Annotated in this window: 21 protein-coding genes and 1 other RNA gene; 10 read left to right on the top strand and 12 right to left on the bottom strand. The window is 65.5% G+C overall.

Features of this window, described 5'->3' with window-relative positions; all coding sequences use genetic code 11:
• Positions 1 to 147: 147 nt before the first annotated feature.
• The 6 genes from KBA48_RS04780 to nudC all read right to left on the bottom strand — a co-directional run bounded on the left by KBA48_RS04780 (position 148) and on the right by nudC (position 6,829).
• On the bottom strand, positions 148 to 1,695 hold the full coding sequence (locus KBA48_RS04780) for a proton-conducting transporter membrane subunit (RefSeq protein ID WP_292903859.1): 1,548 nt from the start codon (positions 1,693 to 1,695) through the stop codon (positions 148 to 150).
• Positions 1,692 to 2,051 (bottom strand): Na+/H+ antiporter subunit C, encoded by a 360-nt coding sequence (locus tag KBA48_RS04785; protein ID WP_292903860.1) that lies wholly within the window; start codon positions 2,049 to 2,051, stop codon positions 1,692 to 1,694. Before KBA48_RS04785 ends, KBA48_RS04780 begins: the two co-directional genes overlap by 4 nt.
• On the bottom strand, positions 2,051 to 2,449 hold the full coding sequence (locus KBA48_RS04790) for a Na+/H+ antiporter subunit B (RefSeq protein WP_292903861.1): 399 nt from the start codon (positions 2,447 to 2,449) through the stop codon (positions 2,051 to 2,053). The genes KBA48_RS04785 and KBA48_RS04790 overlap by 1 nt, the downstream gene beginning before the upstream one ends.
• Positions 2,446 to 4,758, bottom strand: coding sequence for a hydrogen gas-evolving membrane-bound hydrogenase subunit E (gene mbhE / locus KBA48_RS04795; RefSeq protein WP_292903862.1), 2,313 nt, complete (start codon positions 4,756 to 4,758; stop codon positions 2,446 to 2,448). The genes KBA48_RS04790 and mbhE overlap by 4 nt, the downstream gene beginning before the upstream one ends.
• Before the next feature lie 131 nt (positions 4,759 to 4,889).
• On the bottom strand, positions 4,890 to 5,831 hold the full coding sequence (gene prmB / locus KBA48_RS04800; protein ID WP_292903863.1) for a 50S ribosomal protein L3 N(5)-glutamine methyltransferase: 942 nt from the start codon (positions 5,829 to 5,831) through the stop codon (positions 4,890 to 4,892).
• Positions 5,832 to 5,908: 77 nt separating this feature from the next.
• Positions 5,909 to 6,829: an NAD(+) diphosphatase gene (gene nudC / locus KBA48_RS04805; RefSeq protein ID WP_292903864.1), complete on the bottom strand. Its 921-nt coding sequence runs from the start codon at positions 6,827 to 6,829 to the stop codon at positions 5,909 to 5,911.
• Between the two features lie 112 nt (positions 6,830 to 6,941).
• Here nudC and ffs point away from each other — a divergent pair.
• The 3 genes from ffs (at position 6,942) to KBA48_RS04820 (ending at position 9,388) form a co-directional block, all read left to right on the top strand.
• Positions 6,942 to 7,039: signal recognition particle sRNA small type (ffs, locus tag KBA48_RS04810), an RNA gene on the top strand.
• A 120-nt stretch (positions 7,040 to 7,159) separates the two neighbouring features.
• Positions 7,160 to 9,061, top strand: coding sequence for a DNA polymerase III subunit gamma/tau (locus KBA48_RS04815; protein ID WP_292903865.1), 1,902 nt, complete (start codon positions 7,160 to 7,162; stop codon positions 9,059 to 9,061).
• 3 nt (positions 9,062 to 9,064) lie between these two features.
• On the top strand, positions 9,065 to 9,388 hold the full coding sequence (locus KBA48_RS04820) for a YbaB/EbfC family nucleoid-associated protein (protein ID WP_292903866.1): 324 nt from the start codon (positions 9,065 to 9,067) through the stop codon (positions 9,386 to 9,388).
• A gap of 50 nt (positions 9,389 to 9,438) precedes the next feature.
• Here KBA48_RS04820 and recQ read toward each other — a convergent pair whose 3' ends face one another.
• From recQ to KBA48_RS04835, 3 genes are all read right to left on the bottom strand, one after another.
• Complete coding sequence (gene recQ / locus KBA48_RS04825) at positions 9,439 to 11,307, bottom strand: DNA helicase RecQ (RefSeq protein WP_292903867.1); 1,869 nt, start codon at positions 11,305 to 11,307, stop codon at positions 9,439 to 9,441.
• A gap of 401 nt (positions 11,308 to 11,708) precedes the next feature.
• Positions 11,709 to 11,840 carry a hypothetical protein gene (locus KBA48_RS04830; RefSeq protein ID WP_281255163.1) on the bottom strand — a complete coding sequence of 44 codons (132 nt, stop codon included), beginning with the start codon at positions 11,838 to 11,840 and terminating at the stop codon, positions 11,709 to 11,711.
• A gap of 76 nt (positions 11,841 to 11,916) precedes the next feature.
• On the bottom strand, positions 11,917 to 12,996 hold the full coding sequence (locus tag KBA48_RS04835) for a 3-oxoacyl-ACP synthase III family protein (RefSeq protein WP_292903868.1): 1,080 nt from the start codon (positions 12,994 to 12,996) through the stop codon (positions 11,917 to 11,919).
• Between the two features lie 134 nt (positions 12,997 to 13,130).
• Between KBA48_RS04835 and pseG the strand changes: the two genes are divergently transcribed.
• Positions 13,131 to 14,174: a UDP-2,4-diacetamido-2,4,6-trideoxy-beta-L-altropyranose hydrolase gene (gene pseG / locus KBA48_RS04840; protein ID WP_292903869.1), complete on the top strand. Its 1,044-nt coding sequence runs from the start codon at positions 13,131 to 13,133 to the stop codon at positions 14,172 to 14,174.
• A gap of 59 nt (positions 14,175 to 14,233) precedes the next feature.
• On the opposite strand, the gene KBA48_RS04845 is transcribed toward pseG, so the two are convergent.
• Both KBA48_RS04845 and KBA48_RS04850 read right to left on the bottom strand, forming a co-directional pair.
• Positions 14,234 to 14,476: an Lrp/AsnC ligand binding domain-containing protein gene (locus KBA48_RS04845; RefSeq protein WP_292903870.1), complete on the bottom strand. Its 243-nt coding sequence runs from the start codon at positions 14,474 to 14,476 to the stop codon at positions 14,234 to 14,236.
• 4 nt (positions 14,477 to 14,480) lie between these two features.
• Entirely contained in the window at positions 14,481 to 16,091 is a 1,611-nt protein-coding gene (locus KBA48_RS04850; protein ID WP_292903871.1) for a DEAD/DEAH box helicase, read from the bottom strand.
• Between the two features lie 174 nt (positions 16,092 to 16,265).
• Between KBA48_RS04850 and KBA48_RS04855 the strand changes: the two genes are divergently transcribed.
• The 4 genes from KBA48_RS04855 (at position 16,266) to KBA48_RS04870 (ending at position 20,669) form a co-directional block, all read left to right on the top strand.
• The gene (locus tag KBA48_RS04855; RefSeq protein ID WP_292903872.1) at positions 16,266 to 16,985 is read left to right on the top strand and encodes an alpha/beta fold hydrolase; all 720 of its coding nucleotides are present in this window, start codon (positions 16,266 to 16,268) and stop codon (positions 16,983 to 16,985) included.
• A gap of 134 nt (positions 16,986 to 17,119) precedes the next feature.
• The gene (locus tag KBA48_RS04860) at positions 17,120 to 18,265 is read left to right on the top strand and encodes a PepSY domain-containing protein (protein WP_292903873.1); all 1,146 of its coding nucleotides are present in this window, start codon (positions 17,120 to 17,122) and stop codon (positions 18,263 to 18,265) included.
• Complete coding sequence (locus KBA48_RS04865; RefSeq protein WP_292903874.1) at positions 18,262 to 18,438, top strand: hypothetical protein; 177 nt, start codon at positions 18,262 to 18,264, stop codon at positions 18,436 to 18,438. The genes KBA48_RS04860 and KBA48_RS04865 overlap by 4 nt, the downstream gene beginning before the upstream one ends.
• Positions 18,439 to 18,530: 92 nt before the next feature.
• A complete protein-coding gene (locus KBA48_RS04870; protein ID WP_292903875.1) occupies positions 18,531 to 20,669 on the top strand; it encodes a TonB-dependent siderophore receptor in 2,139 nt (712 codons plus the stop codon).
• Between the two features lie 45 nt (positions 20,670 to 20,714).
• On the opposite strand, the gene KBA48_RS04875 is transcribed toward KBA48_RS04870, so the two are convergent.
• Positions 20,715 to 22,133, bottom strand: coding sequence for a M20/M25/M40 family metallo-hydrolase (locus KBA48_RS04875; protein WP_292903876.1), 1,419 nt, complete (start codon positions 22,131 to 22,133; stop codon positions 20,715 to 20,717).
• A gap of 613 nt (positions 22,134 to 22,746) precedes the next feature.
• On the opposite strand from KBA48_RS04875, the gene KBA48_RS04880 reads away from it, so the two are divergent.
• The gene (locus KBA48_RS04880) at positions 22,747 to 23,529 is read left to right on the top strand and encodes an SDR family NAD(P)-dependent oxidoreductase (RefSeq protein ID WP_292903877.1); all 783 of its coding nucleotides are present in this window, start codon (positions 22,747 to 22,749) and stop codon (positions 23,527 to 23,529) included.
• A gap of 62 nt (positions 23,530 to 23,591) precedes the next feature.
• Positions 23,592 to 24,221: a LysE family translocator gene (locus KBA48_RS04885; RefSeq protein ID WP_292903878.1), complete on the top strand. Its 630-nt coding sequence runs from the start codon at positions 23,592 to 23,594 to the stop codon at positions 24,219 to 24,221.
• Positions 24,222 to 24,388 lie beyond the last annotated feature (167 nt).

A 24,388-nucleotide genomic window follows, 5' to 3' on the forward strand; every position in this document is an offset into this window, starting at 1 on the left:
GGAAATAGGTCTGTTCCGGATAGAGCGGCCGGGCGATCCACAGGATGGCGTGGGACAGGGTGATGCCGGCGATGAAGCTGCCCAGGCTGAAATTGGACATGATGCCCATCCAGGCCAGTGCCAGCAGGATATTGACGACCATCAGGCTCATGGCGACACCTCCGCCGCGCCCAGCAGGGTCGGCCGTCCGGGTGACCCGCCCAGCACCGCCTCCACATAGGCGGTGTTGTCATGCAGGCTGTCACCCACCTGCCCCGCCGCGTTCATCAGCCGTTCGGGATTGACGCCGATGGCCACCGTGATCAGGGACAGCAGCAGCAGCGGCAGGATCAGCACATAGGAACGGGCGGCGGACAGTGGCTGCACCGGCTCCGCCGGTGGTTCGGCCGGGGCCTTCCACACCATCTCCGCCCAGACACGCCCCACCAGCCAGATGGTCAGCAGGCCCGTCAGCAGCAAGACGCCGACCATGACATATTGTTCCGCCTCCAGCCCCGCGCGGACCAGCAGCAGCTTGCCCCAGAAGCCCGACAGAGGCGGGAAACCAGCCAGCGAGCCCAGCGGCACGAACAGCAGCAGACACAGCCAGGGTGCCGTCTTGAACAGCCCTCCCAGGTACTTATAGTCGGTACTGCCGCCCGCCAGACGGCGGACAAGGCCGGCCCCCAGGAACAGGTTCGTCTTCACCACGATGTCATGCACCATGTAGAAGGCGGCCGCCGCCAGGGCCAGGGGCGTGGAAATGGCCAGCCCCATCACCATGCTGCCGATATGGGCCACCACCTGCCAGGACCAGGCGCGGTGCAGGTCGCGCGCGGCGAGCGAGCCCAGCACGCCCACGATCATGGTAATGCCGGCCATCCACATCAGAATGCCATGCGTCCAGGCGGTGTCGCCCGTGAAGATCAGGGTGAAGACGCGGATCAGCGCATAGACGCCCACCTTGGTCAGCAAGCCGGCGAAGATGGCCTGCACCGACACGGCCGGGGTGTGATAGGTCGCCGGCAGCCAGAAGAAGAACGGGAACAGGGCCGCCTTCATGCCGAAGGCGATAATGAACAGCACCGCGATGGCGCTGATCACCGGCTGGCTGGGCACATCGGGTACCCGCAGTGACAGGTCGGCCATGTTCAGCGTTCCGGTCACGCCATAAAGCAGCGCCACGGCCAGCAGCAGGCAGGCCGTCGCCACCATGTTGATGCAGACATATTTGACGGCGGCATCGATCTGTTCGCGCACGCCGCCCAGCGACAGCAGCACAAAACTGCTGATCAGCATCACCTCGAACCAGACATACATATTGAACAGATCGCCCGTGACGAAGGCGCCGCAGACGCCCGTCATCAGCATCTGGAAAACGACGTGATAGCCGCCCCTTTCGCGCACGGGATCGATGTCACCCAGCGCGTGCAGCGCGACGCAGAACCCCATGACGGCAGAGATGAAAACCATCACCGCCGACAGCGGGTCCACGACCAGCGTAATGCCGAAGGGCGCGGCCCAGGCGCCCATCTGGGCCACCTGCACGCCTTGCTCCATCACCCCCCGGCCCAGAATGCCGCCAATGACCAGCAGGATCAGGCTGCCCAGCAGGGACAGCACGCGCTGCGCCACCGGATATTTCCAGGCCGCCACGCAGAGGGCTGCGGTCAACATCGGCACCAGGATGGGGGCGGCAGTCAACCAGGGGGTCATCGCTTGTCCTCCGGCTCCGCCGCCCGCATGGCGGCGGTGTCGAGCGTGCCCATCTCCTGATAGGCGCGGTAACCCAGCGCCAGGGCGAAGGCCAGCAGGCCGAAACCGATGACGATGGCCGTCAGGATCAGCGCCTGGGGCAGCGGGTTGGCCGCCGCCTGATCCATCACCTCGTTCCCGCGGCTGATCAGCGGCGCGCGGCCGGATGTCAGCCGGCCCACGGTCAGGATGGCGACATTGACGGCGTTCGACAGCACGATGACGCCGAACATCACCCGCAGATACTGTCGCGACAGGAACAGATAGACCGAGCCGGCAACCATGCCGCCCACGGTCAGGGCCATGATCACTTCCATCAGTCCTCTCCCTCCGCCATGAGGGTCTGGACCATGGCCAGGATCGCACCGACCACCACCAGATAGACCCCGATATCGAACAGAACCGGGGTGCCCAGCGCGCCCAGCCATTGCGCCGTCATATAAGGCTCATCGGACAGCGCGCCCAGAAAGCCCGGCGTGATGCCGACCAGCAGGCCCGTGCCCAGGATGGTGCGCGGATCGATCCGCAGCATGTCGCGCATCGCCTTTACCCCGAAGGCGATGGCGTGCAGCGCGAATCCCACCGCACAGATCAGGCCGCCGACAAAGCCGCCGCCCGGTTCATTATGGCCGCGCCACAGGATGAAGATGCTGAACAGCAGCATCAATGGCAGCAGCAGGCGCACGCCCGTGCGCAGGATCAGGCTTTCCATCATGCCTTGCGCCCCTTGCTCTTGCCCATGCGTGCCCGCAGCAGCGCAAAAACGCCCAGTCCGGCGGTGGCGATCACCGTGATCTCACCCAGCGTGTCGAAGCCGCGGAAATCGACCAGGATGACGTTGACCACGTTGCGGCCATGCGCCTCCAGCAGCGAGGTGTCGCCAAAGAAGCGCGATAGGCCCAGCGCCAGCGGCTGATCCAGTGCCGCCAGCAGGATGGCGCTGACCACTCCGCCCAGGCCGATAGCCAGGAAGCCGTGAAAAATGGCTACACGGTGTGACCGGTCTGACCCCGGGGGCAGAAGCGGCAGCTTCGCCATGATCAGCACCAGGATGATGGCCGACAGGGTCTCCACCATCAACTGCGTGATGCCGACATCCGGCGCGCTGAACAGCAGGAAGAACAGGGCGACCGACATGCCGGTGATGGCAAGCGCCAGCACCGCCTCCATGCGGGAATGGGCGCGGATGGCCCCCACCGTGCCCCCCAGCATCAGCACGGCCAGAGATCCGCCCAGCGCGTCCTCCACCTCCAGGCTGATGCCCGGCCAGACAAGACCACCGCGCACGGCCAGGGTGGTACCCAGCAGGAACAGGATGCCGGAGAATATCCAGGCCAGATACCGGTGCAGCAGCCCGTCCTGCAGCCAACCCGCAACCCGGCCGGCCAGCCGGTCCAGCAAGGACAGCAGACAGTCCCAGGCCTTGTCATGGTCGATGCGCGTGACGCGCTGCACGCCGGCCAGCAGCGTGCGGGCGGAGGTCAATCCGGCATAAAGGCCCACACCCAGCGCCACCGTCACGGCCGACAGGCCCAGGGCCGGGGTCAGCCCGTGCCAGAGATGCAGGTCAAGCTCCAGCGGCGCACCCCGCGCGGCACTGGCTGCGGCTGCCAGCAAACCTTGCGGCAGCGCCGGCCACAGCCCGAACAGCAGCGACAGGCCCGCCAGCAGGGCGGGACCGGCCAGCAGGGCGGGGCCGCTTTCATGGGCACCGGCGGCCGCCTTGGTCGGTACCCCCAGGAATGGCTTCAGGAACAGGATACCGGCGGCCGCCACCATGGACGAGTTGGCCAGCAGCAGGGCGGCCAGCGCCACATACTGCCCGCCGCCGAACACATCCTCATAGATCAGTTCCTTGCCCAGGAACCCCAGCATCGGTGGCAGCCCCGCCATGGACAGGGCGGCGATGGCGATGAACAGGCCCGTTGCCGGCATCTTGGCCCACAGGCCGCCCAGTTCCCCCACGTTCCGCGTGCCGCTGCCATGGTCCACGGACCCGGCCCCCATGAACAGCGCCCCCTTATAGAGCGCATGGGCCAGCAGGAAGCCCGCGAACGCCTTCATCGCGCCGTCGCTGCCGATACCCACCAGCAGCACCAGCACGCCCAGCGCCATCAAGGTCGTATAGGCCAGGATCTTTTTCAGGTCGGTGGAGCGCAGGGCCATGGCCGATCCCCACAGGGCCGTGACGCCGCCCGCAATGGTCAGCGCCCAGAACCAGGGTTCGGTGCCGCCCAGAGTGGGGTTCAGCCGGGCCAGCAGATAGACGCCGGCTTTTACCATGGTGGCGGAGTGCAGATAGGCGCTGACCGGGGTCGGCGCATCCATGGCGTTGGGCAGCCAGAAATGGAACGGCACCTGCGCCGACTTCGTAAAGGCGGCCAGCAACAGCAGGACCAGCAGGACGGGATACAGCGCGTGGGTGCGCAGGTCGGTCCCCGACGCCGCGATGGCCGTCAGGGACCATTCGCCCGACGCCATGCCCAGCAGGACCAGCCCCGCCAGCAGCGCCATGCCGCCGCCGCCGGTCACCATCAGCGCCTGGATGGCCGAGCGGCGGGACCGCGCATCCTCATTGTTGAAGCCGATCAGCATGAAGCTGGTGATGCTGGTCAGTTCCCAGAAGACAAACAGGCTGATCAGGTCGTCGGCCGTGACCAGTCCCAGCATCGCGGCCATGAAGGCCATGATGAACAGGTGGAACCGCCCCTCACGCGGATGGCCGCGCAGATAGCCGCCGGAATAGATGAGGATGAAGGCACCAATGCCACAGATCAGCAGCGCGAACAGCAGCGACAACCCGTCCAGCCGGAAGGACAGGGCCACGCCCAACGACGGCGCCCAGGATGTGCTTTCCAGCACGGGCACACCGGCCACGACGCCGGGCACCTGTATAGCGAACCAATAGGCGGCGGACAGCGGCACCAATGCCAGCAACCAGTGCGACAGGGCAGGCAGCACCCGATTCAGGGTGGGGGCGATAAAAGCCGCCAGGATAATGGCAAGGATGGCTGTCAGTATCACGCCGCTTTCCGCCTTTCCGCTCCAAATGTCTTGGGCAATATAAGGATTGGCGGGGGGTGTTCAACCATAACCGGTCCAAATCCCGGCACCAATGAACGGAAAGATCATCAGCGCCGGGACCGGCGGTATTTTCAAAGCTCCAGCAACTGTTCACGCGTGATCCAGAACACCTCGCCAAAGGAGTGTTCGGTTTCAAGCCACAGGAATTCCGCATCCGGATAGGCTTCCTCCAGCGCGGCGCGGCCCGTGCCCACTTCCACCAGCAGCCCGCCGCCGGCATTCAGGTATTTGGGCGCGTCCTTCAGGATGCGATGCACGATGGCCATGCCGTCCTTATCGCCACCGACCAGGGCCATGCGCGGTTCGGCCTGATATTCCGGCGGCAGATTGTCCATCGCCTCGGCATCGACATAGGGCGGGTTGGAGATGATCAGATCGTACTTCTTGCCCTTCAGCGGCTTGAACAGGTCGCCCTGGAACAGCTTCACCCGTTCGTCCAGCCCATGGTCGGCGACATTGATCTTCGCCACCTCCAGCGCGTCTGGCGACAGGTCGACGGCATCGACATCGGCCAGCGGGAAGATGCTGGCCGCCAGGATGGCCAGGCAGCCGGAACCGGTGCAAAGGTCCAGCACCTTCTCCACCTCCGTCACATCATCGACCAGGGCGAAATCCTGCTCGCCGCCGAACAGGTCCCCGAACAGTAACTCGCCGATGAAGGAGCGGGGCACGATGACCCGGTCATCAACATAGAAGGGCACGCCCTGGATATAGGTGCGCTTGGTCAGATAGGCGGCGGGTTTGCGGGTGGTAACGCGGCTATGGATGATCTCCGCCAGCGCCAGCCGTTCGGCCGGGATCAGTTTTGCATCGAAATAGGGCTCAAGCTGATCCACCGGCAGCTTCAGCGTTTCCAGCACGATGAACGCCGCCTCGTCATAGGCGGTGACGGCCCCGTGCCCATGCACCAGCCCGGCACGGTTGAAGCGGCTGACGGCATAGCGGATGAAATCACGCACCGTGGACAGTTCCGCCGCCACGACATTGGTGGCGGGCAGGGACAGGTCGGACATTTGGGCACTTGCTCCGGCTGGATCGGGTTGGGCGGTCAGGATGGCAGGGCGCATGCGCGGGGGCAAGCAGCACCCGCTTACCCCCGCAGCCACGCCTCGATCAACTGTCGGGAAATACTGTCGAAGGGCGGCAGGCGGAAGCTCTCGCCCCCCTGATTCTGCCGGACAAAATCCCGGCTGAACCAGCGCACATCCTCCAGCTCATCCTCATCCGCCTTCACGTCCAGTGTGGTGGCGCGGGCGTGGAAGCCCAGCATCAGGGACGATGGGAAGGGCCAGGGCTGGCTGGAATGGTATTTAACGTCGGTGACGCGCACGCCCGCCTCTTCAAAACATTCCCGCATCACCGTCTCTTCCAGGCTTTCGCCCGGCTCAACGAATCCTGCCAGCGTGGAATACATGCCGGGCGGAAAGCGCGATTGCCGGCCCAGCAGGCAGCGGTCGCCGCCATCATGGACCAGCATGATCACCGCCGGGTCATGGCGGGGGAAATGCTGGGCCCCGCAATCGGGATTGGTGCAGCGCCGGCTGTGCCCCCCCTCCGCCGCCGCCGTGGCCGCCCCACAGGACCCGCAGAATTTATGCTTGCCGTGCCACAGCATCAGGGCCCGGATATAGGCATACATGCCGCCGGCCCGCTGCCCGATGCGGGTGCCCAGCGAGCGCAGTTCCACGAACCGGCCCAGCTTCGCCACCTCCGCATGGGTGTCGACATCTTCCAGCGGCGACAGATCGACCGCGAAGTAGGAATGGCCGCCATCATCCCCCAGATAGATGGGCGGCATGGAAAGATGCCATCCCCACCAGTCTGCGGTGACGGGCAGATAGACGGGCAGCGGTGCTTCGTCAGCCCCCGTCACCAGATGCCGGCCCCGCCACCACGGGATGATACGGGCCGCCTGGGGATGGCGCAGACGCGCGGCCAGCCAGTCTTCGTCCTTGCGCCGGTGGGCAGCCCGATCCAGGCCTGACCCGGCATAGAAATTCAGTCTCATCATGGTTTGGAGACGGTGACATGCGTCCGTGCAAGCCGCCAATGCGCAAGTGTCAGAGCGGCCCCTGCGGATTTCTCCCTTGTCTTTCCGCCCACACTCGCCGATATAGGCGTCGGGAGGTTGGCAACGGGCGGGTCCCTCGCCAACCCGGTCAGGTCCGGAAGGAAGCAGCCGTAACGAGTTTCGGCTCGGGTCGTTCGTCCAGCCTCCCACCTTTTCCAAAATCTGTCGCCGTGACGCCGCCTTTTCAAAAAGCGGAATCGTAAAACCGTGGCGTCTGTGCGCTGGCATCACTAAACTCGCCTCCGCCCTGCCGTAGACCCGAGACGCCCCGTGACCGACGAAACGAACAGCCATTCCGCCGCCGGTGCCGCCTATCGTGTGCTGGCGCGCAAATACCGGCCGCAGAATTTTGACGAGCTGGTGGGGCAGGACGCGCTGGTGCGGACCTTGCGCAATGCCATCCAGTCGGGGCGCATCCATCAGGCCTATATGCTGACCGGCGTGCGCGGGGTGGGCAAGACGACGACGGCGCGCATCATTGCCCGCGCCCTGAACTGCGTCGGGCCGGACGGTCAGGGCGGGCCGACCATCAGCCCCTGCGGCGTGTGTGAGATGTGTGTGTCCATCGCGGCCGACCGTAATGTCGATGTGATCGAGATGGACGCCGCCTCCAATACCGGCGTCGACAATGTGCGTGAGATCATTGAGGGCGTGCGCTATGCCCCCTCGGCCGCGCGCTACAAGCTCTACATCATCGACGAAGTCCATATGCTGTCGAAAAGCGCCTTCAACGCGCTGCTGAAGACACTGGAAGAGCCGCCGCCGCATGTGAAATTTGTCTTCGCCACCACCGAGATTCGCAAGGTGCCGGTGACGGTGCTGTCGCGGTGTCAGCGATTCGACCTGCGCCGGGTGGATCATCCCACCCTGGTGGGCCATTTCACCCGCGTGGCCGCCAAGGAAGGCGTGCCGGTGGAACCCGACGCCATCGCCCAGATCGCGCGGGCGGCCGACGGGTCAGTGCGTGACGGGCTGTCGCTGCTGGATCAGGCCATCGCGCTGGGCGGCGGCAATGTGACGGTGGCCCAGGTGCGTGACATGCTGGGCCTGGCCGACCGGACCCGCGTCATCGACCTGTTCGAAGCGACCGTGACAGCGAAGCCGGCCGACGCGCTGGACATTCTGACCGACCTGCATCGCTGTGGCGCCGATCCCATCGTGATCGCGCAGGATCTTCTGGATTTCACCCATTTCCTGACCCGCGCGCGCATCGTGGCGGGAACGGCGGATGATCCGTCGATCCCGGAGGATGAACGCACGCGCGGCGTGGCGCTGGCCCAGAAGCTGGGCATGGCGGCCCTGTCGCGGGCCTGGCAGATCTTGTTGAAGGGTCTGGCGGAGATCCAGCACGCGCCCGTGCCCATGCAGGCGCTGGAAATGGTGCTGATCCGCCTGTCCTATGCCTCCGACCTGCCCAGCCCCGCCGAACTGATCCGCAAGATTAACGAGGCGGGTGGAGCCGAAGCGGCCGCCCGCGCCCTGCACGGGGGCGGGGGCGGTCCCGGCGGCGGGGGTGGTTTTGCCGGTGGTGGAACCGGGCCGATGGTGCATTCCGCGCCGACGCAGGGGGCACCCATGGCCATGGTGGCGGGGGGACGGGCCTTTGCCGGTGTGCCTGCACCGGCCCCCGTGGCTCCGCCACAGCCCGTGGGCAAGGTCGATACGGTTCCGGAACCAACCAGCTTCCGCGCGGTGGCCGACCTGTTCCTGGACAAGCGTGAAGGTGTGCTGGCCGGCATGTTGCGTGCCTCGGTCCATCTGGTCCGTTTCGAACCCGGTATGATCGAGCTGCGGCTGCAGCCCTCCTGTCCGCAGAACCTGCCGGGCAAGGTCGGGCAATTGCTGACCGAATGGACCGGCAAACGCTGGGTCGTGTCGGTGTCCGGCGCGGCGGGGGAGCCGAGCATCGCCGAACAGGAACGCGAGGCCGAACTGCGGCAGCGGGCCGAAGCCGCCGAGCATCCGCTGGTCAAGGCCGTGTTGGAGGCCTTTCCCGGTGCGAAGATCGACAAGATCATCGACCAGAGCCAGGTGGTCCTGGCGCCGCCGCCGATGGCCGAACCCGAAATTCCCGAAGCGATGGACGCTTTTGGGGGTGACGAAATGGCCGACAGCCCTTATTTCGATGCACCACCGCCCATGGATGAGGGCGATTATGAAGGAGACTTCTGAGCCATGAAGAATATCGGCCAGATGATGAAGCAGGCCCAGCAGATGCAGTCCAAGATGGCTGAAATGCAGGCCAAGATGCAGGAACATGAGGTCACCGGCGTGTCCGGGGGTGGCATGGTCAAGCTGACCCTCAACGGCAAGGGCGACCTGCGCGGCCTGAAGATCGACAAGTCCATCGTCGATCCGGAGGATGTCGAGGTGCTGGAAGACCTGATCACCGCCGCCTATAACGACGCCAAGGGCAAGATCGAAGCCTTCACGGCCGAGCAGACCAACGCCCTGATGGGCGGGCTGAAGCTGCCGCCAGGCTTCAAGATGCCTTTTTAAGGGCGGATTGCAGACAAGCAGGTCTGGTCGGGATGCAGATCCGACCAGACCTATGAATGCGTCAGGATCACGTCCAGGAAATACTCGCCGTACCGTTCCAGCTTGCGCGCGCCCACGCCCTGCAGCGTACCCAGTTCGTCCAGGTCGGTCGGCTTCTCCCGCACCATCTCCATCAATGTTGCGTCATGGAAGATGACATAGGGCGGCACCCCCTGCTCCCGCGCCAGTTCCAGGCGCAGGGCCTTCAACGCGTGCCAGAGCGTATCGTCGGCGGGTGACAGGCCGGCGGTGGAGGTTTTCGGCTTCGACGATCCGCCGCTGCCCGACCAGGATGCCTTGCCTTTGCCCTTGGCTTCCGCCGCCGGATCGCGGCGCAGGCGCACCACCTCCTGCCCTTTTAGGACCGGCGGGGCGGTTTCGGTCAGGATCAGGCCGCCATGGCCTTCCGGATCGGCGCAGAGCAGGCCGTTGGCCACCAGTTGCCGAAACACGCTGTGCCATTCCTGCTTGCCCAGTTCGGTGCCGCAGCCGAAGGTTTTCAGCTTGTCATGACCCTTTTCCACCACCTTGTCGGTGGAAACCCCACGCAACACATCGACCAGATGGCCCACGCCGAACCGCTGGCCCGTGCGGTACACGGCCGACAGCGCCTTCTGCGCCACCACCGTGCCGTCATAGGTTTCCACCGGCTGGAAGCAGGTGTCGCACTTCCCGCAAGGCTTGGGATATTCCTCATCGAAATAGGTCAGCAGCGTCTGCCGCCGGCAGCGCGCCGTCTCGCAGAAGCCCAGCAGCGCTTCCAGCTTCTGCCGTTCGGTGCGCTTGAAGGCGGGCGGGCTGTCGGAGCTTTCCACCATCATGCGCATCTGCACGACGTCGGCGAAGCCATAGAGCATCAGCGCTTCCGCCGGCAACCCGTCGCGCCCGGCGCGGCCGGTTTCCTGATAATAGGCCTCCAGCGATCGCGGCGGGTCCATATGCACCACAAACCGCACGTTCGGCTTGTCGATGCCCATGCCAAAGGCGACGGTGGCCACCATCACCACGCCTTCGCCCTTGATGAACCGGTCCTGATTGGCCTGCCGCGTGGCCGGGTCCAGGCCGGCATGATAGGGCAGCGCATCCACCCCCTGTTCGGCCAGATACTGGGCGATGGCATCGACCTTGCCACGGGACAGGCAATAGACCACGCCCGCATCCTCCGGCCGGCGGCGCAGGAAATCCAGCAATTGCCGGCGTTCCTGATCCTTGGGCAGGATGCGATAGGTGATGTTGGGCCGGTCGAAACTGGCCAGGAACAGGCGCGCGTCGGTCAGCCCCAGACGCGCCGCGATATCGGTGCGCGTCTGCGCATCCGCGGTCGCCGTCAGGGCCACGCGCGGCACCTCGGGGAACTTCTCATGCAGGATGGAGAGCTGCAGGTACTCCGGCCGGAAATCATGGCCCCACTGGCTGACGCAATGCGCCTCGTCAAGCGCGAACAGGGCGATGCGCGACCGTTCCAGCAATTCCAGGAAGCGCGGCGTCACCAGCCGTTCTGGTGCCACATAGAGCAGGTCCAGGTCGCCGCGCTCACACGCGCGCTCCACCTCCTGCGCCTCCCGCCAGTCCAGCGTGGAGTTCAGATAGGCGGCCCGCACGCCCAATTGGCGCAGCGCATCGACCTGATCACGCATAAGGGCGATCAGCGGGGAAACAACAATGCCCACGCCCGGCCGCACCAGGGCCGGGATCTGATAACAGAGCGATTTGCCCCCGCCCGTGGGCATCAGGACCAGGGCATCGCCCCCGGCCACCACATGCTCGACAATGTCGGCCTGCATGCCGCGAAAGGCGGGGTAACCCCAGACCTTGCGCAACGCATCCTGCGCCGCCTCCAGCGGCGACAGGGCGAGGTTATCGGCAAGGGCGTCGGGCATATCGCTACGGCTTGGGGGTTACGGTGATATCGCGCCACCAGATACGGTGGCCGAACACAGGTTTACGGCACTGTCCGCACCGGGTCCAGGGGTTTGGTAATCAGGCGCCCGCTGGAAATTGGCGACATGGACGTATCGCCGATGCTACGATGGGTCATCCCCACCAGAAATCCGTCCGCGTTAAACGCCGCCTCCATCCGGAGGGGGCGATGGCCCGACTCCGAATGCGGGAAAACGCTGTTTCATTCGGTTGCATGGCGCAAGCAAGCATTCGGAGCTGGCAGGAAGCGAACTCCTGAAACAGGATTTTCCGTTTCACACTGTTGCACAGGCTCGGAGTTGCCGTTTCTGCAACTCCGAATGCTGAGTGCCGCCACCCCGGTGGGCGGCGGCGTCAGGGATCAATGGTGACCGTGGCCGCCATGATGGCCGTGACCATGACCGCCGTCGCCTTCCGGCGCCTTGATGGCGGAAATGCACAGGGCGGCCAGGACGCTGGCCGCCAGGAAAAGGCCGATACCGACGAAGCTCATGTCAATTCCTCCAGATCGAATTCCGGGCGCACCCTAATGGCCGCGCCGCCGGGGCGCAAGCGGGCAACGGGCCGCATCATACCTCCATGACCGGATAGTCTTCGGGCAGTTCCGCCACCGTCGGCGCGGGGATCGGCCCGATATCGGCCAGGATGGTGCCCCAGGACCAGCCGACGCCGAACCCGGCCAGCAGCAGCTTTTTGCGGCCGCTTTCCAGTTCGGCGCCCAGGCGTGAACATAGCGCCAGCGGCACCGACGCGCTGCTGGTATTGCCGTATTTTTCCATGTCGATGATGTATTTGCCCGGATCACATCCGATCTTCTTGCGGATATGGTCCAACATCATCTTGTTGGCCTGGTGCGGGACGACATAGTCCAGATCGTCCACCGTCACCCCGGCATCGGCCATCGCCTGTTTCAGCAGGCCGGGCACGGCACGAAGGGTGAAGGTGAAGACCTCTGCCCCGTTCAGGTACAGGCGGGCATCGCGGTACAGCCGCGCCATCTCCGCCTCCGACCGGGGCGGATCGGTGGGGATCAGGCAGTCGCGCTTGCCGCCAGCCTTCACAAAGATATGCTTGGCCCCCGCCCCATCGGTGCCCAGGCTGACATGGATGGGGGCGGCATCGGGATCGATCTCCAGCGCCGTGGCCGATCCGGCATCCCCGAACAGGGGCAAGGTCGCCTTGTCCTCCGGGTGCAGCCAGCGGGTGGAGTTATCGCCACACAGGACCAGCGCGCGCCTGGCGCTGCCGCTCAGCAGCCGGGCCGCCATCCAGGTGCCATAGACAAAGCCCGAACAGCCCAGGGTGACGTCGAAGCAGGCGGCCGATGTCGGCAGGCCCAGATGGCGTTGCAGCACCGCCGCCGTGACCGGTAGCACATAATCCGCATCCTGGCTGATGAAGATCAGCACATCGACCGATGCCGGGTCCCAGCCGAGTTGTTGCAGCAGCCCCTCTGCTGCCGCCCGGCACATGTCGGACGCACAATAGGGGCGCGGCAGGACCCGGCGTTCATAGACGCCGATGCCGGCATGCAGCTTGCGCGCCTCATCCTCGGTGAAGATGCCGGGGTCCTCGACAAAGGAATGGCGCTGACGCGGCACCACGGCCCGCACACCGGCGATCCGTACCCCTTCGATGGTGGCCTTCATGGCTTCACTGTCCTGACCTTCATGTCGTTCGCCCACTAGAGCATAAAGCGTGGCCCCGATCCAAGCTGGACGGAGGACGGGGCGGGTGTTAGGGCTTTACCCCATCCCTGCAATCGCCTGCGGAAGCCGCCTTGATGTCGGGTGCGAACCGGGTCCTGATCCGCGCCGATGCCAGTCCCGCCAAGGGCACCGGCCACATCATGCGCTGTCTGGCCCTGGCGGAGGCACTGCGTGACCAGGGGGCGGTTCCGGTTTTCGCCACGCGGGAGATCACCGAATCCCTGCGGGCACGGCTGCTGGCCGATGGGTTCGACCATCATCCGCTGGCGGGGGACGAACCCGCCGACCTGCTGGCCCTGGCGCACCGCCTGGGGGCTACGGCGCTGGTGGTCGACAGTTACTGGCTGGATGCCGGATGGCGCGCGGCGGTGCGGCCGGGGTTCGGCGCCGTGCTGGCCCTGGATGATCTGGCCGACCGGATGCTGCATGCCGATCTGGTCTGGAACCCGGCGCCGGGCGCCGCCTCCCTGCCCTATGCCACCCTGGCGCCGGGGGCGACGGTCCTGTCGGGGGAGGCCTACCTGTTGCTGCGGCGGGAGATACGGCAGGCAGCGGCTGCGCCGCGCCTGCCCTTGGCGGCCCGGAACAGCATCCTGCTGACCTTCGGTGGGTCCGATCCGGCGGGCCTGACGGTGCCGGTGGTGAAAAGATTGGCCCCCTCCCTGCCGTCGGGTGTCCGGCTGGATGTGGTGGCGGGCGGCAGCAACCCGGCCCTGGATTGCATCCGCGCCGCTTGCGCCCGTTTCCCCGGCGTGGTCCGCCTGCATATCGACAGCCGGGAGATGGGCAGCCTGATGGCAGCGGCGGGGCTGGCCGTGACGGCGGGCGGCGGCACCGTAGCGGAACTGGCGGCCGTGGCGGTGCCCAGCCTGCTGGCCGTGGTCGCGGACAATCAGGCACCAGCCGCTGATGATGCGCGGAGCAAAGGCTGGGCGGCGGTGGTGGAGGCGCGCGGCGATCGGGCGGATGTCGCCGACATGATCGGTGACAAGGTCCGGGGCCTATGGTCCGACCTTCCCGCCCGTCAGGAATTGTCACGCCGCATCGCCGCCGGCGGCATCGATGGCCAGGGCGCCGCACGGGTTGTGGCGGCACTGCTGGGATGGTTGGGCGCATAAGCAAAAGGGGCGGCCCGCTGCCGGACCACCCCTTTTCTACACTTCAAAGACCAATGGATTTAGCTGAACGCCTTGAAGGTGATGATGGTGAAGGTATCCTTCACCCCATCCAGGGTCTGGATTTGCCCGGTCACGAAGTGACCGATATCCTCGCCATCCTCCAAAAAACATTTCATCATCAAGTCATACTGGCCGGAGACGGAATGCACTTCCGATACTTCCGGCACACTCTGCACCGCCAGGTCTGCCACATCATAGGCACGACCCAGTTCGCATTTGACCTGGACAAAAATCGTCTGCATGGGCTCAGGACTCCACGCTCTCCGCGCCGTCAACCGTTTCGACCTCAGCCGCGCTGACCTTGGGCGGGCGGGCGGCACGCAGGATGAAGGCCGGCACATCGTCACCGAAGCCAACCACGGGCGGGCCACGATCATCATCCTCGTCACGGCGGGGGCGACGGTCACGACGGTCGTCCCGGTCGCGGCGATACTCGTCACGACGATGCTCGTCACGGCGGAACTCGCCCCGACCTTCAGGACGGGCTTCCGGACGGCCCTCGGGCCGCTCGCGATTGCGATCATTCCGTGGCTCGGGCCGCTCACGCTTCTGCTGGTGGGCCTCGATGGCGGCTTCGGCCGCTTCGGGCTCCACATGCACATGCACGGGACGCTCAGCCTTGGGCGCGCGTTCAGCACGCTCGCCACGGTCACGGCCACCGCGACGCGGCTCGTCCTTCTTCGGCGCCCCCCGGCCACGACGGCGCGGATCGGCATCGTAGGACAGTTCGGCGGTCTCAACCCCTTCAACGGCGAAGCGGGGAATTTCCTTGCCGATCAGCTTCTCGATGGCCTGCACCAGCTTGCCGTCTTCCGGCGTGGCGATGGTGAAGGCACGTCCCAGTTTACCGGCGCGACCCGTGCGCCCGATACGGTGGACGTAATCTTCCGAATGATGCGGCGTATCGAAATTGAACACATGGCTGACATTGGAAATGTCGATGCCGCGCGCGGCCACGTCGGAACAGACCAGCAGGTCGATGCTGCCGGCCTTGAACGCTTCCAGCGTCTCCGTGCGCTTGGACTGCACCATGTCTCCATGGAGCGCACCGGCATTGAAGCCATGCTTGACCAGCGAACCGTGGACGACAGCGATGTCCTTCTTGCGATTGCAGAAGATGAAGGCGTTCTTCACGTCGTCGGTGGCGATCAGGCGGCGCAGCGCCTCGCGCTTGTCCTGTTCGTCAACGACCACAAGATGCTGGGCGACCGTGGTGGCGGTGCTGGCCGGGGCGCTGACCGTCACCTCTTCCGGGGTGGTCAGGAACTTGTCGGCCAGACGCTTGATCTCCGGCGGCATGGTCGCGCTGAAGAACAGGGTCTGGCGCTTGCGCGGCAGCAGGCTGACGATACGTTCGATATCGGGGATGAACCCCATGTCGAGCATGCGGTCCGCCTCGTCGATCACCAGGACCTTGATGTCGGTCAGCAGGATGTTGCCGCGATCGAACAGGTCCATCATGCGGCCGGGCGTGGCGATCAGCACATCGACGCCGCGTTCCAGCTTCTTGATCTGGTCGCCAAAGCTTTCGCCGCCGATCAGCAGCGCCATGGACAGCTTGTGGTACTTGCCATACAGCTCGAAATTCTCGGCCACCTGGGCGGCCAGTTCGCGCGTCGGCTCCAGGATCAGCGACCGCGGCATGCGCGCCTTGGCGCGGCCACGGCCCAGGATTTCGATCATGGGCAGGGTAAAGGAAGCGGTCTTCCCCGTACCGGTCTGGGCGCAGCCCAGCACATCCCGCCCCTGCAGGACCCACGGGATGGCTTTTTCCTGGATCGGCGTCGGCGTCGTGTAGCCGACTTCTTCAACAGCGCGAAGGACTTCGGACCCGAGTCCAAGTTCCGAGAACAGCATTAGGCCTTCATCATTCTGGAGGCGACGTCGAACACAAGCACCGTGACGTCGGCGGCGATAATCGATCGACCGCTGGCAACCCTGCATCCCCGGCATTTGGCGATCAGGGACACGATGGAATACGGTCGCGCCTTCGATATCAATTTCGGCCTTTGAGAGCAAGGATTTCGGGCGATGATGCACCCCACGCCGCACGCAAGGCAGCCCCTCCTTCTGTTACCGGGCCTGTTATGCGACCGGGCGCTGTGGGCGCACCAGATTGAAAACCTGTCCGACATCGCTGACACCCTTGTTCCGGACCTGACGGGTCATGAAAGGATCGGCGATCTGGCCGACTCCGTTTTGGTTAACGCACCCGACCGTTTCGCGCTGGCCGGCCTGTCCATGGGGGGATATGTGGCATTCGAGATCATGCGCCGCGCACCGCAACGGGTGACGCATCTCTGCCTGATCGATACTTCCGCCCGTCCCGACACGAACGAACAAAGACAGCGGCGCGAGGCGATGCTGAAACTGGCGCGTATCGGCAAGTTCCGGGGCATGTCGCCCCGGCTTCTCTCCACCCAGGTGCATCCCGACCATGTGGCCGTGCCGGAGATCGGGGGCGTGGTACTGGCCATGACGGAACGGGTCGGGCGCGATGCCTTCTGCCGGCAGCAGGCGGCCATCCTGTCGCGGCCCGACAGCCGGCCCGATCTGGGGGTCATTAAGGTTTCCACTCTGGTGATCGTCGGCGCCGACGATGCGCAGACACCGCCGGACCGGTCGCGGGAAATCGCGGCCCTGATTCCGGACGCGCAATTGCACATCCTGTCCCGCTGCGGCCATCTGGCCCCGCTGGAACAGCCGGCCCGTGTGACGGCCTTAATGCGGGAATGGCTGCGGCCAGACTGAACCCTGCATGGCCCGATCGCGAACATAATTGGCCCGTCCACGGCATCCGTCACAGCCGGCGTATCTTGCACCGCAGCGGAACGGCGCCTATAAAATGCGAATTAATCGCAATATCACAGATGGCGGTTTCCCCCATGTCGTCCCGGACGATCCGTGCCTGGTTCCTGGTCCATAAATGGTCCAGCCTGATCTGCACGCTCTTCCTGCTGATGCTGTGTCTGACCGGCCTGCCCCTGATCTTCCATGACGAGATCGAGGCGATGACGGGGGAAGACCAGGCCCTGGCCGTCACCGATGCCGGCCCCCGGTCGCTGGACGAGATCCTGGCCATCGCCCTGTCCGACCGGCCCGGCCATGTCGGCCTGTTCATGAGTTTTGATGAGGACCGGCCGGTCGTGAATGTCACGACCGGCCCCCGCCCCGATGCGGCGGAAACGGACATGACCCTGCGGTCCTTTGACCTGCGGACAGGGGAACTGGTGGGGATCATCACCGATGACGGCGTGATGCATTTCCTGTTGCAGCTTCACACCGACATGTTTCTGGGGCTGCCCGGCATGTTGTTCCTGGGGGTTATGGGGGTGCTGTTCTTCGTGGCGACCGTGTCGGGTGTCGTGCTGTACGCGCCCTTCATGCGCAAACTGGCCTTCGGCACGGTCCGCGCCAGCCGGTCCCGGCGCGTCAAGTGGCTGGATTACCATAATCTTCTGGGCATCGTGACCTTGGCCTGGGGCAGTGTCGTGGGCCTGACCGGCGTCATCAATACGCTGGCCACGCCCATAGTCCAGGTCTGGCAGGCGGGCGACCTGTCCGATATGACCGCCGCCTACAAGGGGCAGGACCCCGTGGCGCCCGATCAGATGGGTTCCCTGCAGGCGGCCGTGGACATGGCCCGGCGGGCGGCACCCGGCAACTGGGTACAGTTCGTCGCCTTTCCCGGCGGCACCTTCAGCACGGGCCATCACTATGCGGTATTTTTGCAGGGCGACACGCCGCTGACGAAAAAGCTGCTGACCCCTGCCCTGGTCGATGCCCGCACGGGGGAACTGACCGCCATGCGCCCCCTTCCCTGGTATGTGCAGACCCTGCTGATGTCACAGCCGCTGCATTTCGGGGATTATGGCGGGCTGCCATTGAAGATCCTCTGGGCCGTGCTGGACCTGTTCAGCATCGTCATCCTGGGGTCCGGGCTTTACCTGTGGCTCGCCAAACGCGGCACGGCCTCCGACGCGCGATTGCGGGAGATTGAGGCATCTGTGGCCGTGAGGGCCGCACCATGAGCCGGCGATCGCTCTGGGCCGTCTTTGCGGCCCCTATCCTCATCGCGGTGCTCTCCATCGTCGGTCTGGTGGCCGCGCTGACGGGGGATGGCTGGCGGGATGCCCTGTCGTGGGCGGCGCTCGCGGTGCCGGTCCTGGCCGTCGCCTGGGCCATGGCGGCCCGACGATCCTGATTTTTTAGCGGACACAACGCGACTGACTGTTGGTCGCACTCTCAAACTGTTTCTTGAAAGGGCGGCCGGACCAGGCCGCATGGGGGTTTCGGATGCGTTTTCGTGCTTTGATCCTTGCTGGTGCCTCGCTGCTGGCACCGCTGCCGGCGCTGGCCCAGGCGACCGACAGCCTGTCGGAGATCGTGGTGACGGCCCAGCGCGGCAACCAGACCCAGGTGATCCGGGGCGGGTCCGTCGGCGTGCTGGGGGACAAGGCGGCCGAGGATGTGCCCTTTGCCATCAAGTCGTACGGCGCCACCCTGATCCTGAATCAGCAGCCGCAGACGCTGGGCCAGGTTCTGGAAAATGATCCGTCGATCCGCACCGGCTATGCCTTCGGCAATGCAGCGGAACTGTTCATCATGCGCGGCTTCCCGCTCTATGGAGACGATATCGCGCTGGACGGGCTTTACGGCCTGACGCCGCGGCAGTTGATCGCGCCCGAACTGTATGAGCAGGTGCAGGTGCTGAACGGCGCCAGCGCCTTCCTGAATGGTGCCGCCCCCGGCGGGTCGGGCATTGGCGGTTCGGTCAATCTGGCGCCCAAGCGCGCCGGGGCAAAACCGCTGACCCGCGCCACCCTGAACTATACGGGTGACAGGCATGTCGGCGGCAGCTTCGACATTGCCCGCCGCACCGGCCCCGACGACAGCATCGGCATCCGCGTCAATGGCGCGGCCCGCCGGGGCGAGGTGTCGGTGGATGGGGAATTCCGCAGCGCCTATGTGCTGGGCGCCGGCATCGACTGGACCGGCGACCGGGCGCGTCTGGGCCTGGATTTGGCCTATCAGCGCATGCATGTGCGGCAGTTGCGGCCCAAGGTGACGGTCTCCACCGCCATCCCCCGGGTGCCGGATGCCGATGCCAATTATGGCCAGCCCTGGACCTATTCCACCCTGCGCGACATTTTCGGCATGGCGAAGGGCGAATATGACCTGACCGACGACATCACCGCCTATGCTGCCTTCGGTGCCCGTGATGGGTCGGAGCGCGGGCTGTATGGCGGCATCACCGTGACCGATATCGTGACCGGTGCCGCCACGGGTGACGGCATGTTCGTGCCGCGCACCGACAATAACGAGGCCGGGCAGGCCGGCATCCGGGCCAAGTTCCGGACCGGACCGGTCAGCCATGAGGTGAATGCCGGCGGATCGATGATCTGGCAGGTCAACCGCAACGCCTATGATTTCCTTCAGGGCTATGCCACCAACCTGTACAACACGCCATCGGTGGCGCGCCCCTCGACATGGTTCGCGGGCGGCGATCTGGATGACCCGTTCCCCCTCAGCCGCACGGAACTGGGCAGCCTGTTCATCTCTGACACGATCGGCGCCTTCGATGACCGCGCCCTGCTGACGGTCGGCCTGCGCCATCAGGCGATCCAGGTGAAGTCCTATTCCTATGCCGACGGGTCGCGCACGGGCGCCTACGACGAAAGCGCCAATACGCCGGTCATCGGTCTGGTGGTGAAGCCGGTGGACGGCGTCTCCCTCTATATCAACCGTATCCAGGGTCTGGCCCAGGGACCCAGCGCGCCCATCGATCCCAAGCTGGTCAATTCCGGGGAGGTCTTCTCGCCTTACAAGTCCACACAGTATGAACTGGGCGGCAAGATCGTGGTGGGCGGGGTTGGCCTGTCCCTGGCCCTGTATCAGACCAAACAGCCCAGCGCCTTCACCCGGCCCGTCGACGCGGCAAACCCGACCGGCCAGCAGGTCTATGTGCTGGACGGGGAGCAGCGCAATCGCGGCGTGGAATTCAGCCTGGATGGCGAGCCGGTCGAGGGGCTGCGCCTGATCGGCGGCCTGTCGGTGGGCAAGGCCGAACTGCGCCGCACCGGTGGCGGCGTGAACGAGGGCAACTGGGCGCCGGGCGTGCCCGCCTATACCGCCAACGCCAATGTCGAATGGGACCTGCCCTTCCTGCCGGCCGCCACCCTGACCGGCCGCGTGGTGCGCACGGGCGAGCAGAAGGTGAATGCCGCCAATACGCTGGAGATCGGGTCCTGGACCCGCTTCGATATCGGCGCGCGCTATGTGTTCGAAATGAACGAGAAGCCGGTCAGCCTGCGGCTGAATGTCGACAATGTCGCCAACAAGCGTTACTGGGCGTCGGCCTATGACAGTTTCAGCAGCACGCTGCTGCAGGGGGCGCCGCGCACCGTGAAACTGTCGACCTCGGTCGATTTCTGACGCGATGGTTGGGACGGACACGACCGTCCGTCCCAACCACAATCCTCACTTCGCCTTCTTTTCCAACGGACCGAAGGCGACGGGCGATTCCGATGCCATCCAGACAAAGCTGGCAAAGGCGGCAACCGCCTGATCCAGCTTCTTGGGATCGACCTTGTCCAGCGTATCGTCGGCCGTGTGGTGGTAATCGAAATAGTCGGTGCCATCCAGGCCCAGACCGCCCGTAGGCACGCCTTCGGCCGCCATCGGGCCGATATCCGGGCCGCCGCCACTGGGGCCGCGACCGGGCACGATGCCCAGCGGGGACAGAATCCGGCCGATGGCGTCGATCACCGGCTTCGCCTCGGGTCGCACGGCGGCGTTGAAGGTGATGACGGGGCCGGCGCCGAAATCCGCCTCCGTGCCCACCTGATGCTTGGGCAGTTCGGCGGCATGCTGCTTGGCATAGGCCACGGCGCCGACCAGCCCCACCTCCTCCGCCCCGAACAGGACGAAGCGGATGGTGCGGCGCGGGGCCTGCGGCATGGATTTCAGGATTTTCGCGGTCGCCAGGACGATGCCCACGCCGGCCCCATCATCCAGGGCGCCGGTGCCCAGATCCCAACTGTCCAGATGCGCGCCGATCACGACGATCTCTTCGGGCAGTTCACGGCCCTTGATCTCCGCCATGACATTGGCGTCCGACAGCGGCCCCATGGCCTGGCTGGACAGGACCAGCTTCACATTGACCGGCTGACCCAGGCCCAGGACGCGGTTCAACTGATCGGCGTCCGGGTTGGACAGGGCGCCGGCGGGAATGGCCGTCACATCGTCGGCATAGCGTGTGATGCCCGTATGGGGGAACCGGTGGCTGTCGGTGCCGATGGACCGGATCAGCAGGGCGACGGCCCCCTTGCGCGCCGCCGCCTCCGGGCCCTTGCCGCGTACGCCCACGGCCTCGCCATAGCCGCCGCCATCCTGCAGGCGGGTCATCTTCTTATCGACGAAGGCGATCTTGCCCTTCAGGCTGCCGTCGGGGGCCGCTTCCAGATCCTCCAGCGTGTCGAACCGGACGACGGGGGCGGTAATGCCCTCCGGCGGGGTGGTGACGCTGTGCCCCAGGGCGGAGACGTGCAGGTGATGGGCCACGGGGGTGGTGATCGTCGCCGACTCCACGCCGCGTTCCCAGCCATCGACGGTGAAGGGCTCGACCTTGATGTTGGACAGGCCCAGTTCCTTGAACCGCGCTTCGGCCCATTCATGGCTGGCCTTGGCGGCGGGCGAGCCGGCCAGGCGCGGGCCGACCCGCACCGTCAGTGATTCCACAAAACCGAAGGCCCCCGACCCGGCCAATGCCTTGGCCTGGATATCGGTGGCGGCCTTCACGGCGGCCGGCGGCAGGGGATTGGCATCGGCCGCCATGGCCGGGCTGCCCAGGGCCAGCAGCGCCACACCGGCGGCCAGCAACAAACCGAAACGCTTCAAGGCGAACGCTCCTTCAAGGGACGGCAGGGGTATCACACCCCGAGATGGCGGAAGGGTAACCCAGCAGGCGCATCACGGGACAAGGGATTTGTCACCGGCACAATCGCCCCCCCCCCTGTGGCAGCGCCAACGCCGTATCCAAGCCTCCGGCCATGCCGTGATCTTCTGGATAGGGTCGCCGCACCCCCCACAAAAATGCTTGACGCCCATGCATGATGGGGGCACCATCAAATCGTAACAAAGATACGGAGGGTGATCTTGAAGGTCAAAACGCCCCGTACGCAGTGGGCGGCCTAATCGTTAAGGTGATCAACTGCGTTCCGTAGCCTGGGAGGGTGTGTAGAAACATGATCCCACCGCAGCAACATTTTGCGATTACTTGATACATCGCAGCAACCATCCCGAGACCACGTCTTGACATAGGTCCTTGTGGTTTCGGTAGTGAAGAGACCCCCGTGGGCGCATCCAGCCACGGGGGTTTTCTTTTGCCCGCAGATCACGGGACGGCCGATCGCGAGGCTTGGGTCGTGAACCGGATACGGTTATGCAGAAGGCGGCGACGGCCAGGGGCCGGACAAGCCGACAACAGAGACAGACCGGACGGGAAAAGATCATGCTTTTGAACAAGGACATCGCCGCCATCGTGACGGGCGCGGCATCGGGCCTGGGTGAGGCGACGGCGCGCGCGCTGGCCGCCACGGGCGTGAAGGTCGCGCTGTTCGACCTGAATGCGGAGCGGGGCCAGCAGGTCGCGGCGGAGATCGGCGGCCTTTTCGTGCCCGTCGATGTGACAAGCGACGACAGCGTGGCCCAGGCCTTTGCCGCCGCCCGCGCGGCCCATGGCCAGGAACGTATCCTGGTGAATTGCGCCGGCATCGTGGCCGGGGCCAAGACAGTGGGCCGCAATCGCGAAACAGGCGCCATCACCGGCCATTCACTGGCCCTGTTCGAAAAGGTGGTGCAGGTGAACCTGATCGGCACCTATCGCTGCATCGTGGCGGCGGCCACGGGCATGGCGGGGGCCGAGCCGCTGGATGATGGTGAACGCGGGGTGATCATCAACACCGCCTCCGTCGCCGCCACCGACGGTCAGATGGGTCAGGCCGCCTATACGGCATCCAAGGCCGGCATCCTGGGCATCAGCCTGCCTGTCGCCCGTGATCTGGCGGCAGAAGGCATCCGCATCAATTCCATCCTGCCCGGCATCATGGAAACCCCGATGATGGCAGGCATGGCGGACAATGTCCGGGCCAGCCTGTCAGCCTCGGTCCCCTTCCCCAAGCGGCTGGGCCGCCCGGCGGAATATGCCAGTCTGGCGCTGGAAATCTGCCGCAACACCTATCTGAACGGGGAGAGCTTCCGCCTGGACGGGGCGATCCGTCTGGCGCCGCGCTGACCGGCAGGGGGGCGTCCGGCCGGCCGCCCCCCTTTTCGCACCTTTAACCCCAAGGTGATGCCATGCCGATAGAGCCGAATATCCTGGCCGCCTTCGCCGTCACGGCGCTGCTGCTGGCCTACAGCCCCGGCCCCGACAATATCTTCGTGCTGACCCAATCGGCACTGAAGGGGCCGTGGAAGGGCGTGGTGGTAACGCTGGGTCTGTGCACCGGCCTGATCGTCCACACCACCGCCGTGGCGCTGGGCGTGGCCGTGATATTCCAGACCTCACAACTGGCCTTCACCCTGTTGAAGGTGGCGGGTGCGCTGTACCTGCTCTATCTGGCTTGGGGCGCCTGGCGTGCGGGACCGGAACAATTGTCGGATGAGGCAGAGGGACGCGGCGCGTGGGGCCGGCTTTATCTGCGCGGCATCATCATGAACGTCACCAACCCCAAGGTCGCGATCTTTTTCCTGGCCTTCCTGCCGCAATTCACGGCGCCGGAACGCGGCGGGATGGTGGCGCAGATGTTTGTCCTGGGGGCGGTCTTCATGCTCTGCGCGCTGCTGGCCTTTTCCAGCATCGCTTTCGCGGCGGGCAGCATCCGCCGATGGCTGCGCCGGTCCGACCGGGCACAGGTGTGGCTGAACCGCATCGCCGCCCTGGTCTTTGTGGGACTGGCCGTGAAACTGGCCACGGCACAACGTTAGCACGCATCGACCGGGCCGCGGAAACCAGCGAAAATCCGCGTAACCCGCTTGCCTGCCCCCCCTTTCCTCTGCCTATACTGAACCATCCGAAACAACGTGGAGGGCTGCGGGCGTAGCACCATTTCCCAGCCCCGAATGCCGGGCCGGTTCCGGCTGCGACGGGTGCA

Origin of the sequence: Niveispirillum sp. (assembly GCF_017996735.1) — a bacterium.
Taxonomy (GTDB): Bacteria; Pseudomonadota; Alphaproteobacteria; order Azospirillales; family Azospirillaceae; genus Niveispirillum.